Annotated in this window: 10 protein-coding genes and 1 pseudogene; 9 read left to right on the forward strand and 2 right to left on the reverse strand. The window is 58.0% G+C overall.

Features of this window, described 5'->3' with window-relative positions:
* Positions 1-109: 109 nt before the first annotated feature.
* Positions 110-2,944 (reverse strand): excinuclease ABC subunit UvrA, encoded by a 2,835-nt coding sequence (uvrA, locus tag BFQ01_RS11435; protein ID WP_065925355.1) that lies wholly within the window; start codon positions 2,942-2,944, stop codon positions 110-112.
* A gap of 178 nt (positions 2,945-3,122) precedes the next feature.
* Between uvrA and BFQ01_RS11440 the strand changes: the two genes are divergently transcribed.
* From BFQ01_RS11440 to tam, 3 genes are all read left to right on the forward strand, one after another.
* A complete protein-coding gene (locus BFQ01_RS11440; protein WP_015886131.1) occupies positions 3,123-4,517 on the forward strand; it encodes an MFS transporter in 1,395 nt (464 codons plus the stop codon).
* A 9-nt stretch (positions 4,518-4,526) separates the two neighbouring features.
* On the forward strand, positions 4,527-5,042 hold the full coding sequence (locus BFQ01_RS11445; RefSeq protein ID WP_065925356.1) for a single-stranded DNA-binding protein: 516 nt from the start codon (positions 4,527-4,529) through the stop codon (positions 5,040-5,042).
* A 205-nt stretch (positions 5,043-5,247) separates the two neighbouring features.
* Positions 5,248-6,009, forward strand: a complete 762-nt coding sequence (tam, locus tag BFQ01_RS11450; RefSeq protein WP_065925357.1) for a trans-aconitate 2-methyltransferase — start codon at positions 5,248-5,250, stop codon at positions 6,007-6,009.
* Between the two features lie 21 nt (positions 6,010-6,030).
* Here tam and BFQ01_RS11455 read toward each other — a convergent pair whose 3' ends face one another.
* On the reverse strand, positions 6,031-6,594 hold the full coding sequence (locus BFQ01_RS11455) for a cysteine hydrolase family protein (protein WP_065925358.1): 564 nt from the start codon (positions 6,592-6,594) through the stop codon (positions 6,031-6,033).
* 96 nt (positions 6,595-6,690) lie between these two features.
* On the opposite strand from BFQ01_RS11455, the gene BFQ01_RS11460 reads away from it, so the two are divergent.
* From BFQ01_RS11460 to BFQ01_RS31400, 6 genes and pseudogenes are all read left to right on the forward strand, one after another.
* A complete protein-coding gene (locus BFQ01_RS11460; protein WP_065925359.1) occupies positions 6,691-7,650 on the forward strand; it encodes a GlxA family transcriptional regulator in 960 nt (319 codons plus the stop codon).
* 171 nt (positions 7,651-7,821) lie between these two features.
* Positions 7,822-8,193, forward strand: a pseudogene (locus BFQ01_RS11465) (DUF3182 family protein); the annotation flags it as partial.
* A 135-nt stretch (positions 8,194-8,328) separates the two neighbouring features.
* The gene (locus tag BFQ01_RS11470; protein WP_065925361.1) at positions 8,329-9,558 is read left to right on the forward strand and encodes a tyrosine-type recombinase/integrase; all 1,230 of its coding nucleotides are present in this window, start codon (positions 8,329-8,331) and stop codon (positions 9,556-9,558) included.
* Entirely contained in the window at positions 9,555-11,927 is a 2,373-nt protein-coding gene (locus tag BFQ01_RS11475; RefSeq protein WP_065925362.1) for a tyrosine-type recombinase/integrase, read from the forward strand. Before BFQ01_RS11470 ends, BFQ01_RS11475 begins: the two co-directional genes overlap by 4 nt.
* 2 nt (positions 11,928-11,929) lie before the next feature.
* Entirely contained in the window at positions 11,930-12,841 is a 912-nt protein-coding gene (locus BFQ01_RS11480; protein ID WP_065925363.1) for a hypothetical protein, read from the forward strand.
* A 54-nt stretch (positions 12,842-12,895) separates the two neighbouring features.
* Positions 12,896-14,115, forward strand: a protein-coding gene (locus BFQ01_RS31400) for an IS3 family transposase (RefSeq protein WP_370467938.1) whose coding sequence is annotated in 2 segments (ribosomal slippage) — positions 12,896-13,241 and positions 13,241-14,115 — 1,221 coding nt in all. Because the reading frame shifts where the segments join, the coding sequence is not laid out codon by codon here.
* Positions 14,116-14,152 lie beyond the last annotated feature (37 nt).

The raw sequence follows: 14,152 nt of genomic DNA on the forward strand, positions 1-14,152 counted from the left end.
CCGGTTTTTTAGATGTGTTTGCTCGCACGAACATCATCAATCAAATCGGCGTTCTTGTTTCTGTGTTTCCCGGGATTCCGTGATGAACCTTTTTATTGGGCCTGATAAATCAGGCCCGGTCGCGCGCCAGCAATGGCTTCAAGTAGTAACCCGTATGCGATTGTGGCATCTCGGAGACCTGCTCCGGCGTACCCACCGCGATGATCTGGCCGCCCTTGGATCCGCCTTCCGGCCCTAGATCCACCAGCCAGTCGGCCGTCTTGATCACATCCAGGTTGTGCTCGATCACCACCACGGTGTTGCCGTGATCACGCAAGCGGTGCAACACATCCAGCAATTGCTGAATATCCGCAAAGTGCAGGCCAGTTGTCGGCTCATCCAGGATATACAAGGTCTTGCCCGTATCGCGTTTGGACAGCTCGCGAGACAGCTTCACCCGCTGCGCTTCACCACCGGACAACGTCGTCGCCGACTGCCCCAACTTGATATACGACAGGCCCACATCCATCAGCGTTTGCAGCTTGCGCGCCAACGCCGGAACGGCATCGAAGAACACACGGGCTTCCTCGATGGTCATCTCCAGGGTCTCGTGGATGCTCTTGCCCTTGTACTTGATTTCCAGGGTTTCGCGGTTATAACGCTTGCTCTTGCACACATCGCACGGCACGTAGATGTCCGGGAGGAAGTGCATCTCCACCTTGATCAGACCATCGCCCTGGCACGCTTCACAGCGACCACCCTTGACGTTGAACGAGAAGCGGCCTGGCCCGTAGCCCCGTGAACGGGATTCCGGCACGCCAGCAAACAGCTCACGAATAGGCGTGAACAACCCGGTGTAGGTCGCGGGGTTGGAGCGCGGTGTGCGGCCAATCGGGCTTTGGTCGATATCGACCACCTTGTCCAGGTGTTCCAGACCCTTGATGCTGTCGTGCGCGGCGGCTTCCAGGGTGGTAGCGCCGTTCAAGGCGGTGGCACTCAAGGGGAACAGCGTGTTGTTGATCAGCGTCGACTTACCTGAGCCGGAAACGCCGGTCACGCAGGTCAGCAGGCCCAGTGGTATTTCCAGGTCAACATTGCGCAAGTTGTTGCCGCGCGCGCCCTTGAGGTGCAACGCCATCTTCTTGTTGCGCGGTGTACGCTTGGCTGGCACTGCGATCTTCACGCGGCCGGACAGGTACTTGCCGGTCAACGAGTCGGGATGTGCCATTACCTCGGCAGGCGTGCCCTCGGCGACAATATGTCCTCCATGTACGCCGGCGCCTGGGCCAATATCGACCACGTAGTCCGCCAGGCGAATCGCATCTTCATCGTGCTCGACCACGATCACCGTATTGCCGATATCCCGCAGGTGTTTCAGCGTGCCCAGCAGGCGATCGTTGTCCCGCTGGTGCAAACCAATCGAAGGCTCATCGAGGATGTACAACACCCCCACCAGGCCGGCACCAATCTGGCTGGCCAGGCGAATTCGCTGCGCTTCACCGCCGGACAACGTATCTGCGCTGCGATCCAGCGACAGATAGTCCAGGCCAACGTTAACCAGGAACTGCAGGCGCTCGCGGATCTCCTTGAGGATCTTGTCGGCAATTTCCCCACGGCGCCCGGTGAGCTTTAGCACACCAAAGTATTCACAGGCATCGCCGATCGGCAGGTTGGTCACCGCCGGCAGCGTCTTCTCACCCACCCATACATGCCGCGCCTCACGACGCAGGCGAGTGCCCCGGCAATCCGGGCAAGGTTGGGTGCTGAGGAATTTCGCCAGCTCTTCGCGCACACTCGCCGATTCGGTCTCGCGGTAGCGGCGTTCCAGGTTGGGGACAATGCCTTCGAACGGGTGGGAGCGCTTGACGATGTCGCCACGGTCGTTCAGGTACTTGAAGTCGACGTTCTGCGAGCCGCTGCCATTGAGGATGACTTTCTGCTGGTCTGCCGGCAGTTGGTTGAAAGGTACTTCAAGGCTGAACTTGTAATGGGACGCCAACGACCCGAGCATCTGGAAGTAGTAGACGTTACGCCTGTCCCAGCCGCGTATCGCGCCCTCCGCCAATGTCAGGTCGCCGTTGACCAGGCGCTTGATGTCGAAGAATTGCTTCACGCCCAGGCCATCGCAGGTCGGGCAGGCCCCGGCCGGGTTGTTGAAGGAGAACAGCTTGGGCTCCAGCTCGCTGATGGCGTGGCCACAGATCGGGCAGGCAAAGCGCGCGGAGAAGATGATCTCTTCACCCGGCTCATCATCCATCGGTGCCACCAGGGCAATGCCATCCGCCAGCTTCAACGCGGTCTCGAACGATTCGGCCAGACGCTGCTGCAGGTCGGCCCGCACCTTGAAGCGATCGACCACGACATCAATCGAGTGCTTCTTCTGCTTGTCGAGTTTCGGCGCTTCGTCCAGCTCATAGAGCTTGCCGTTGATACGCGCACGTACGAAACCTTGAGCACGCAGCTCTTCGAATACAGAGAGGTGTTCGCCCTTGCGCTCGCGAATCACCGGTGCCAGCAGCATCAGCTTGGCACCTTCCGGTTGGGCCAGTACCAGGTCGACCATCTGGCTGACGGTCTGGGCTTCCAGCGGAATGTCGTGGTCCGGGCAACGGGGGATACCCACCCGCGCGTACAGCAGGCGCAGGTAGTCGTAGATTTCGGTGATGGTGCCCACGGTGGAACGCGGATTGTGGGAGGTCGACTTCTGCTCAATGGAAATCGCCGGCGACAGGCCTTCAATGGTGTCGACGTCCGGCTTTTCCATCATCGACAGGAACTGACGGGCATAGGCCGACAGCGATTCCACATAGCGCCGCTGACCTTCGGCATACAGCGTGTCGAACGCCAGGGACGATTTGCCGGAGCCGGACAAGCCGGTGATGACGATCAGTTTGTCCCGGGGCAGGGTCAGGTCGATGTTCTTCAGGTTGTGGGTTCTAGCCCCACGAATCAGGATCTTGTCCAAGATGGCCTCGCACGGCGGGCGTAAATAATGCAGGAGTATACGGCTAAAGACTGGATGAATATACACTGTCAAAGTGCCGGGTGCAGCCTTACATGAAAGCTGCGCGGCAAAGCGCCGCATATACCCTCTCAATCGATGGGACTGGTAGAATCGCCGCCGGTTCACACGAGGTTTTTCCATGCACGATCCCCACAGCGAACGCATGAGTAGCGGCGAGACCCGAGCAGCAAGCGGTCTGGCCCTGGTGTTCGCGTTCCGTATGCTTGGCATGTTCATGGTGTTGCCGGTACTGGCGACCTATGGAATGGATCTGGCAGGCGCGACCCCCGCACTGATCGGCCTGGCGATTGGCGCCTATGGCCTGACCCAGGCGATTTTTCAGATCCCGTTCGGAATCATTTCCGACCGGATTGGCCGGCGCCCGGTGATTTACCTCGGGCTGATTGTCTTCGCCCTCGGCAGCGTGCTCGCGGCACAATCCGATTCGATCTGGGGCGTGATCGCCGGACGCATACTGCAAGGTGCCGGGGCGATTTCCGCTGCCGTCATGGCGCTGCTGTCCGACCTGACCCGTGAGCAACACCGCACCAAGGCCATGGCCATGATCGGCATGACCATCGGTCTGTCGTTCGCCGTGGCCATGGTCGTGGGCCCATTGCTGACGCGTGCCTTTGGCTTGCACGGCCTGTTCCTTGCCACCGGCGGCATGGCGTTGTTCGGGATCGTGATCGTGGCCTTCATGGTGCCGCGCTCCACTGGCACGTTGCAGCACCGTGAGTCGGGCGTCGCACGCAAGGCCCTGTTGCCGACGCTCAAGCACCCGGATCTGTTGCGCCTGGATTTAGGTATCTTCGTCTTACACGCAATGCTGATGTGCAGCTTCGTCGCCTTGCCCCTGGCGCTGGTGGAAAAAGCCGGGCTGCCCAAGGAACAGCACTGGTGGGTCTACCTCACCGCACTGCTGATTTCGTTCTTCGCCATGATCCCGTTCATCATCTATGGCGAGAAGAAACGCAAAATGAAACGAGTTTTGCTCGGTGCCGTCGCGACATTAATGCTCACTGAACTATTCTTCTGGCAGTTCGGCGACAGCCTACGGGCGCTGGTTATTGGCACGGTGGTGTTCTTCACCGCGTTCAACCTGCTGGAGGCTTCATTGCCTTCGCTGATCAGTAAAGTTTCACCGGCCGGCGGCAAAGGCACGGCGATGGGGGTGTATTCCACCAGCCAGTTCCTTGGCTCGGCGCTGGGCGGCATCATGGGCGGCTGGATGTTCCAGCATGGCGGTTTGTCGGTTGTGTTCCTCGGATGCGCCGGGCTGGCTGCACTTTGGTTGGCCTTTGCTGTTACCATGCGCGAACCTCCCTACGTCACAAGCCTGCGTTTGCCGCTATCGCCTGAGGCGATCCGTGAAAGCGGTCTGGTAGAGCGCCTGAAGGCAGTCGTAGGGGTAACAGATGCAGTCGTGGTCGCTGAAGAGGCGGCCATTTACATCAAATTGGACACCGAATTATTGGATCGCGCGACGCTCGAGCAACTGGTCAACCCAGTGCCGACAGCGCGCCCAGCATAGGAGAACGTTATGGCCCGTGGGGTTAACAAAGTCATATTGGTCGGTACATGCGGCCAGGATCCCGAAGTTCGCTACTTGCCTAACGGTAACGCCGTGACCAACCTGAGTCTGGCGACCAGCGAACAATGGACCGACAAGCAGACCGGCCAGAAGGTCGAGAAAACCGAATGGCACCGTGTGTCGATGTTCGGCAAGGTCGCAGAGATCGCCGGTGAATACCTGCGCAAAGGTTCGCAGGTCTACATCGAAGGCAAGCTGCAAACCCGCGAGTGGGAAAAAGACGGCATCAAGCGTTACACCACTGAAATCGTGGTCGACATGCAAGGCACCATGCAACTGCTGGGCGGCCGTCCACAGGGCGACCAACAAGGCCAGGGCGGTATGTCCAACTCGGCACCGCGTCCACAGCAGACGCGTCCGCAGCCAAGCCAGCAGCCACAGCGTGAGTCGCGTCCAGCACCGCAACAGGCCGCTCCGCAACCGGCTCCGGATTTCGACAGCTTTGATGACGATATTCCGTTCTAGGATATCGCTCGGCGCAATCCGTATAGCTTTCCCAAAAAGCCCCGTGAGCCCTGCTCTCGGGGCTTTTTTGTAATTTCGTGATGCATGAAGCTGCACCCGCAACGGATTAAATGACGGGATGGAACGATCGCCGGCCCTGGCATTTGTCTCCGGGGGCCACTCGATTTAGGCTGTAACCCACTTCCACAGAACAAGGAGAGCCGCGATGACCTGGTCTGCCAAGCAATACACGATGTTTGAACAACAACGCACTCGTCCGGTCCGTGACCTGGTCGCGGCCATTCCGAATACCGTGGTGCACACAGCGGTGGACCTGGGTTGCGGCCCCGGCAACTCCACCCAGGTATTGGCCGAGCGTTTCCCGCAGGCGCAGGTGACGGGCCTGGACAGTTCCGACGACATGCTGGTCGACGCCCGCAAGCGCCTGCCCGCGCTGAACTTTGAGCTGGCGGACATCGGTGCCTGGAGTCCGTCGCAGACATTCGACGTGATCCTCGCCAACGCCTCGCTGCAATGGCTGCCAAACCACGCCACGCTCTATCCGCATCTGGTCGACCAGTTGGCGCCTGGCGGCACGCTCGCCGTACAAACCCCAGACAACCTCAATGAACCCGCCCACCGGCTGGCACGCGAAGTGGCGGCAGATGGCCCATGGGCGGCAAAGATCGGCGCGTTCCAACACAATGAGCGCCACTCGGTGAGCTACTACTACGAGTTGCTGAGCCAACACTGCAGTACCGTGGATGTGTGGCGCACCACGTACCAGCACCCGCTGGCGGATCATGCCGCTGTGGTGGAGTGGTTCAAGGGCTCGGGCTTGCGACCCTTTCTCGCGCCACTGACCGATAGCGAAAAAGCCGCTTTCCTACAGGAATACCAGGCGCGGATTACACAGGCTTATCCAGCACTAGGCGATGGCACCGTATTACTGCCCTTCCCGCGCCTGTTTATCATCGCGACCCGCTGACGGCACAGAAGCAAGCAGCGCTTACGCCGCTGCTGCCTGCGCCTTCAAATACTCATCCGCTGACACTACGCCCGCGTAGCCAAATGCCAACGACGCCATATACGCGCCATGCACCTGCGCCGCCGGAATCACCTGCCCATTGAACTCCAGATCGCGGGTGGCACATGCGTCATGAATCACCGTGACCTTGTAGCCCAGGTCCGCTGCGGCCCGCACCACCGCATCGATGCACATATGGCTCATGCTGCCGACCACCACCAGTTCGGTGATGCTGCGCTGTTCCAGAAGGGCGCGTAGAGGGGTTTCGCGGAACGCATTCACGAAATGTTTAAGCACCACCGGCTCGCTGCCCTCGTTCAGCACCTTGGGGTGCAAATAGGCACCCTCAGAGTTCGGCGTGAAAAACGGTGCATCCTCGGACGTGAACTCATGGCGCACATGAATCACTGCATCCCCGTTCTGGCGAAACGCCTGGAGCACCTGCGCAGCCTTGTCCGCGGCGGCGTCCACGCCATCGAGCGGCCACTTGCCTTGAGGGAAGTAGTCGTTCTGGATATCGATTAGGATGAGCGCTTGCTTGGCCATGGGTATTGCCTCGTGATGGGTTGATGGGGCCAGTATGTTAGCTGGCGCCGGAGCGGGGGATTGGCTGCACCGACAATAACAGGGGGAAAACTGACAATGGCGGTTGTTGAGCTGGGCGTGTTGATCTACCAGGGGGCGCAGTTGGCAGCGGTGCATGGGCTGACCGATCTGTTCGGTGTCGCCAACCGGATCGCCGCCGAGCATCAATCCGCACAACTGCCGTTGCTGCGGGTGAGCCACTGGCAGGTAGATGGCCATGGCACACCCACGCGGGTATTCGACAGCTACCCAGGGCCTGAGCAACCGATGATGGCGGTGCTGGTGCCGCCTTCAATCGGCGAGTTCACCGAAGACCAGGCGCCGCCCGCACTGCTCGAGTGGATTCGCCAGCAACACGCTGCAGGCACCGTGCTCGGTGGCGTGTGCATCGGTTCGATCCTGCTGGCGCGCAGCGGTCTGTTGGACGGGCGCAGCGCCACCACCCATTGGTCCTCAGCCAAATCCTTCGCGACCCGTTATCCGGCTGTACGCCTTGAGGCGGATAAACCGATCGTCGATGACGGCGACCTGATCACCACCGCCGGGCTGATGGCCTGGTCCGAGCTGGGCCTGCGCCTGGTCGACCGCCTGATGGGCCCCAGCGTCGCTGCCGATACCGCGCGTTTCCTGGTGATCGAGCACAGCGACAGTGCCAGCCAGTGCGGCAGCAACTTTGCGCCGATCCTCAGCCATGGCGATGCGGCCATCCTCAAGGTCCAGCATTGGTTGCAAGCCAGTGGCGCGGTGGATGTGTCCGTGGCCGCCATGGCGCAAGAGGCGGGGTTGGAAGAACGCACGTTCCTACGGCGTTTTCGCAGTGCCACGGGATTGAAACCCACCGAATACTGCCAGCATTTACGTGTCGGCAAGGCGCGGCAAATGCTGGAGTTCACCACCGCCACCATCGACCACATCGCCTGGACCGTGGGGTATCAGGACCCTGGTGCGTTTCGCGCCACCTTCAAGAAGATCACCGGTTTGGCACCCAGTGATTACCGCAGCCGTTTTGGCGTGTGAATCGTGCAGAACGCCCCACGGTCAAGGTGGTGTCGTGCAGAATAATACAGGCCAACTGCTATCGCTTTTTGCGCAAGCGATTGATTTCAAAGGCATCACTTTTGAACCTGCCTTGGCCTGATCCCTGCAACCTTCCACCCACACACATGGCGGGATGGCCAAGGGGGATGCATGACCCCGACTCAACGCAAGAAATGGGTAGTCGCTCACTCCACGCGAGAGGGCGCTCCCCGGCATGAAGTCGAAACCAACCGAGCCCTTGCGCGCTGGCTGGCACAAATCCTTGGGCTCAAGTACGGCGGTGATTACGATCCACGCAAACACGCCGGCCGTGAGCGCTACCTGCTTCCCACGCAAACGCTGATTGGCCCTGCACAGGCGCGGGCCCTTGATATCAAGGGCCCCGAAGACCTGTGGGGCGGTTATGTGGAGCATGATTTCATCGGCACCAAAGCCATCAGTCACGGCCTGCTGGGCCCGGACGCTGCAGCCCCCGAAGGCTGGTCGCCCTTGTTCTGCGAGCGCGTGCGCGACGTTGTGCTTTTATATGACAATTCTGATTGTGCACAGTACGCAATAGCTGCGTGAAAAAAATTTGCCCTTACTGCCATTTTATATGTAGCAGCAGTAATTGCACATAATGCATAGCCATAGAGTGAATGGCACAGGAGTAGTCGGATGAGAGTGGTGGTGGTCAATCAGCGAAGGTTAGACCTTGGGGAGTCCCTCCTGAACGAGGATGGCCCTGTAGTCTCTGGTGAGGAGTCCGTCGTAGGTGCGGCGCTGTTCGATGAGAACGAGTGCATAGTCCCGTTGGTTTCGGAGTTCCTGACTAATGCAGCCAAAGACCACTCCCTAGCGTTCCAGTCCGTCGTAACCTATGGCCGCAACATTGGCTACTTCCTGACCCACATTCGACGCCAGGGGGCCTACCAGCACCTCAGCCATGATGAGGCGTTGCTAACGGTCAATCGACTCACCATCGCCCAGTATCTTGAGCACCTGCGCAACGTTGAGGGTCTCGACTCCACGACTATCCGCAACCGTGACGCGTGCCTGCGGACGTACATAAGCGGCTTCCTCTGTGTCGCACAGAATGACAGTCCTCCCCTCAGGACGACTGATCCCTATTCGTTGGGATTCATCTCTCCAAAACCCAAGCGGAGGCTGGTGAATCCTTGCTCCCTGAGTGACCTCAAAGTACTGATGCTCCGGTCGCGCTATGAGCGTGAAAGGCTATTGCTGCAGTTCATTTTTGATAGCGGTGTGCGGAGGTCAGAGGTTGGTCGAGTGACTGCCGGTGCGATCAATACAGCGCTGGCATTTGCGACGTCCAACTTCATTTGCGATGGCAATGAGATGCCCATCAAGCCCGAGTACTGCCCACTCTATATCCATGGCAGCAAGGGCTCAGGCAATGAAGAGAAGCCGCGCTGGGCGCTGGTGAGCCGCATTACGCTGGAACGGGTCAAAAAATACATGGCGTCGCCGCTGTATCGCAAATATGCGCGTGGTTACGTACATGGTGAGGCGCCCTGCTTCTTTAATGCAGAGGGGCGCAGGTATACAGCCGATGCAATTAGTCAGCTCCTCAGGCGCCTGTCTGAAAAGGCAGTGGCGAAGCGGCTGATCTCCAAGAGCATTTCTCCTCACAAACTCCGGCATGGTAACGCTTACGCCATTCTCAATAGTCCAGATCTCGGATCCGACTTCGTTGAGCGTCTTGTGATCACTCAGAAATCTCTGGGGCATGCCCGCACGGAAACTACTGAGGTCTACACCCAGGTTCCCCATGACCTTTACAAGGTTCTCTCGGCTGAGACCGGTGAAGTAATCACTCGCGCCACTTTCATGGCTGAGCTGTACTCGCAAACCAAGCTGAAAATCGATTTGGCGGCAAAGAAATGACAAATTTTGAATCTTTTTCCAAAGACAGCTTGGTTGCGGTTATTCAAGGCTTTCGTAATGAGCCCATGGGTTACTACGATGTAAGGTTCGCGGTAAGGACTATGAAGTCCGATTTGCAACTGTGCCCCTCGTTTTGCGAAGAGAAGGGCCTGGATATGGGGGCTGAGCCTTTTCAGGAGTTTGAGGCTGCAGTCATTCATGAAATGCTGGATCGCGACATCATCATCAAAGGTGAAACCGCCGCTGCTTGTAACTGGCGCCTTAGGATTCTTGGTTGGTTCAACCGCCTGACAGATGAGCAGAAGCTGGCATTGCCGGTCATTAAAAACAGTGTGAATTATCGCCGCGCTGTAAAGACCATTCCAGGTATGAAGAGCATTGATCGTGCGATGGAGCATCATCATGGTGCGCGGCTGGCCATGGATTATGTCAATTCTGAGCTCAAGCGTTTGCGGGGCATTGGCGATACCTACCTGACTCAAAAGGAAAAGAAGCGTCTTCAGCAGGAGGCTGTGGCTAAACGTCCAGTTGGCCGTTTGTTGGAGCTTGCGAAGCTACAGGGTGTGCCAGTTAAGTCCCGTGACGACATTGTTGAGCCGAGCGCCGAATCGCCATTCGCCAACCTGCTGCACCTGTTCGCGATCGCTTCACTGACTGCTTCCAGTGAGTCGGGCATGAGCAATCATCAGCTCTCCTTCCAGTGGGTTGTGGGAATGCTCACCAATGCAGGGAAGACCGGTACCGAGTCGTTGGAGCAGATCCTAGATCAGTACCTCCTGTCTCGATTTCGGAACCATCTCCAGCAGAAGATCTTGTCGAAGGAGTGCTCACCGGCCTCTGCCAATACTCTGCTGAGCGCTTTGCGTAAGACTTTCAAAGTGACCCGTGACATCGTTGGGCTGGAGCACATTCGGTACGTAGATGTGCAAGGGTTCAGTCCTGACCGTGCCACTAACAACTACCGGCCCTACAGCAAAACTGAGCGGGCGCGAATCGCTGAAATCATCGACAAGGACATCCTCTACAACGAAGGCCTGATGAAACCCTACGTGATGTCAGGTGTGGGGGAGGATCCCCTTACTCCAGAGGGCACCATCAAAAATGGGTGGGGGAAGATCGATAACGCTCGATGGATTTTCGAGAATCGCCTTGGGTGCCGGGTGGTTACCGCCACGGAGCTGACCCCGGATTCCCACTACGAGCGAGCCTTTCTTAAGATCATGGGGCAATCGCAGGATGGGTTGCGGGGCACTATTGAAAGCTGGGGTGTGATGTGGCGTGTCGACACTGCCATCCTTGCGCCCTATGTCATCAAGCTGGCCCAGGTGACCGGCCTCAACGCTGACTCGGTCAAGACCCTGGATCTCGATGATTTCGTGAAGTCCCATCCAGCAACCGGGCGTCCGTGTCTGCGTTACTGGAAAGAGCGCTCAACGGGGGAGAAGCTCTACCATCTTGATCTGTTCCACGCGGAGATTACCTGGCTGACCACATCCCAGGCATCCGAAGTCGCGAAGATTTTTGACGCGGTAGAACGACTGACTGCTGGTATTCGTGAGCAGGCCGAGCCTGAAATTCGCCCTAAGCTGTTCATCTTCCAAGGCACTGGTGGTCTGGGTTATGGCGAGATCAAATCCTTGGAAAGTGCCAAGTCAGCAATCCTGAATAATATGTTCGCGGCGTATGTCACTCGTCGGGGGCTTCTGGATGACCAAGGTGAGCGTCTAAGCATTACCTCGGCCAGGCTGCGTCCGAGCTTTGTCAGTGAGCTGATCGAGCAGGGCGTGTCTATTCGGGAGATTCAGTTGATCCTTGGCCATGCACAGATCACTACAACGATCGGCTATCTGGACAGCCTGGACTTCAACCACATCGCTAGGCGCAAGCTTGATGTCGCCCTGAAGGATCTGCACGGCGATGCAATGGAGGAGAAGCTCACCGAAGCTGAGCTCGAAGAGCAACGCCGGAAGGTCAGGCCTCAGCCCAAGAATGAAGGGGTGATTTTCAAGACACCTTTGGCTTCCTGTGCCAACGTTTTCGATCCCCCGGATTTCGTCAAAAAGCTGAGCTCTTACGTGCCGGGCCGTCCGTGCTCGCTATACAACATGTGCCTTGGCTGCGACAACGTCCTGCTGACCGTTTCCGACCTGCCCGAGCTGTTCGCGATGCAACGTGACTATCTAAAGCTGACCACCGTATCCCGCATCATGGATACCCCATATGGTCGAGTGGTGCGAGAAAACCTGGCTCTGCTCGATGGCATTTTGAATCCAGCGCTATCCGATTTTTTCCCAGAAGAATTGGAGAATGCCAAGCGACTGTCCGAGTTTGTCGAAACCACAATTTTGGTTGATGGGGTGAGCCTGTGAGCATGGAAGATATGAAGAGATTCTCGCCATTGCTGACGCTTGCGTCGATCCAAAAGCAGCTGCAGGGTCTTCAGGCTTTTGATGAGCGTACAGCCGTACGCCAGGTATTCGATGAGGAGGCGCTTGGGTTCATTTCCTATCTAGGAGCCCTCAAGGTCTCTCAGCTATCGTCGTTCATAGACGAGATGTGGGACTTCAATGCCGATTTTCCCAATGTAGCCTTCTCGGCCAAAGGCAGGCCCCAGCAGCTCCATTTCTCGAAATTCACTCACCTCCCTCTCTGTGCGTGCTGGGAGCTCAAAGCTGTGTTCATCCTGCGCTTGATGGCACCTGGCTTGGCGCAGGTTGGGAGGGTCAGCGGGGGCTCTACTGAGCGGCCCATGAAGCCCAGAACGCTTATTGGGATCTTCACTGACGGACTTCGGTTTTTCGACAAGCTCTTCGAGCTTATTAGCGCCGATTTGGGCGCCGAGCACGTTGCGCTGCATCACAGCTCGATCTCGCATATCCCCTCTCGCTACTACGAGCAGGCGGCGCGCGAGTATGACTATGCGTATGAGCCAGTCATGAATCAGTTTTTCAATCTGGTTCGCTCGCCGGAGTATGCGGATGCCATTTTTGATGCGCCACTGCCCAATGTTGCCTTGGTCAAATTGCCATGGAAAAAAGTTGGGAAGGGGATGGGTGGCAAGCCCTCGCGCAACACATCCGTAGAAAAGGTGCTGGAGAACAATACGTTTGAGCGGGCTTCACTCATCAGCTCCCTAGCCATCGTCGATTTTCTCGATACCCTTGGAGAGCCGGTCATTGACCGGGCCTCACTGGAAAGACGCAATGCCAAGGGTTATCGACTATCCGCCGGCCAATCCCTAAGCCGTGATAAGTTTGATGTCTATATTGAACGAGCCCCATGAAAGACAGGACACCGTTTCCCCCTTACGATAAGGGATAGGCAAACGGTTATGTTTATGACTAATAGCAACGACAAGAGTGGGGAGCTTTTGGGCCAGGAGCGGCGGCGCCGCTGGAGCCCGGAGCAAAAACTGGCCATGGTTCGCGAGAGTCTTGAGCCAGGGCAAAGCGTTTCGGTGGTCGCTCGACGCAACGGCATCAATGCCAACCAGCTGTTCCTATGGCGCAAGTTATATCAGGACGGCAGTCTGTCGGCGGTCAGTGCCGGTGAAGCCGTTGTGCCCGCCTCGGAGTTGAGCGATGCGCTCAAGCAGATCCGTGAACTGCAACGGATGCTGGGCAAGAAAACGATGGAAGCAGAAATCCTCAAAGAGGCCGTGGAGATCGCCCGGTCGCGAAAATGGATTGCGCACTCACCCTTGTTGCCGGGGGACGACCAGTGAAGCTGGTCAGCGAATGTCTCGGTGTGGCGCGCTCGCAATTAACGGTTCGAATCAAGCAATCGGTATCGCTCAAAGTACGGCGCCGCAGGCCTGTGGACGATGCTGATCTGGTGGTTGAAATCCAGCAACAGATCAGCGAACTGCCCAGCTATGGCTACCGTCGTGTTTGGGGATTGCTGCGTCGTGCCCGTGAAACCCAGTCGCTGCCGGCGATCAATGTGAAACGGGTTTACCGGGTCATGCGCGATCACGACCTGCTGTTGGCGCGGCGCATCAAACAGCCCGGCGTGCCGCGTCGGCACGAGGGTCGTATTGCGGTGCAAACCAGTGATACGCGTTGGTGCTCGGACGGCTTTGAGTTCCGCTGTGAGGACGGCGCCAAACTGAGCGTGACCTTCGCCCTGGATTGCTGTGACCGCGAAGCCATCGGCTGGGTCGCGAGTCCGACCGGGTACAGCGGCGATGACATCCGCGACTTGATGCTGGAGAGCGTAGAGAAACGCTTCGGTGATCAACTGCCTGCAACGCCGGTTCAATGGCTAAGCGACAACGGCTCGGCGTACACCGCCGAACAGACACGCCTGTTTGCTCGACAGATCGGTTTGCAGCCGGTGACCACCCCGGTGCGCAGCCCGCAGAGCAACGGCATGGCCGAGAGCTTCGTGAAGACGATCAAACGTGACTACGTTGCGCACATGCCCAAGCCGGATCGAGAAACGGCGCTGCGCAACCTGGCAATTGCCTTCGAGCATTACAACGAGCAGCATCCGCACAGCGCCTTGAACTATCGCTCACCGAGGGAGTTCAGGCGCTTGGCAGCAGCATCAATTTGACGGGGAGTTGGTGTCCGGTTTTGTAGGGGCAAGTCCA

The sequence above is a fragment of the Pseudomonas sp. 8 R 14 genome, assembly GCF_900005955.1.
Lineage (GTDB): Bacteria > Pseudomonadota > Gammaproteobacteria > Pseudomonadales > Pseudomonadaceae > Aquipseudomonas > Aquipseudomonas marginalis.

Coding starts and splice junctions, on each gene's coding strand:
- tam (WP_065925357.1), top strand. CDS start 5,248: ATGACCTGGTCTGCCAAGCAATACACGATGTTTGAACAACAACGCACT.
- BFQ01_RS11460 (WP_065925359.1), top strand. CDS start 6,691: ATGGCGGTTGTTGAGCTGGGCGTGTTGATCTACCAGGGGGCGCAGTTG.
- BFQ01_RS11440 (WP_015886131.1), top strand. CDS start 3,123: ATGCACGATCCCCACAGCGAACGCATGAGTAGCGGCGAGACCCGAGCA.
- BFQ01_RS11445 (WP_065925356.1), top strand. CDS start 4,527: ATGGCCCGTGGGGTTAACAAAGTCATATTGGTCGGTACATGCGGCCAG.
- BFQ01_RS11470 (WP_065925361.1), top strand. CDS start 8,329: ATGAGAGTGGTGGTGGTCAATCAGCGAAGGTTAGACCTTGGGGAGTCC.
- BFQ01_RS11480 (WP_065925363.1), top strand. CDS start 11,930: ATGGAAGATATGAAGAGATTCTCGCCATTGCTGACGCTTGCGTCGATC.
- BFQ01_RS11455 (WP_065925358.1), bottom strand. CDS start 6,594: ATGGCCAAGCAAGCGCTCATCCTAATCGATATCCAGAACGACTACTTC.
- BFQ01_RS11475 (WP_065925362.1), top strand. CDS start 9,555: ATGACAAATTTTGAATCTTTTTCCAAAGACAGCTTGGTTGCGGTTATT.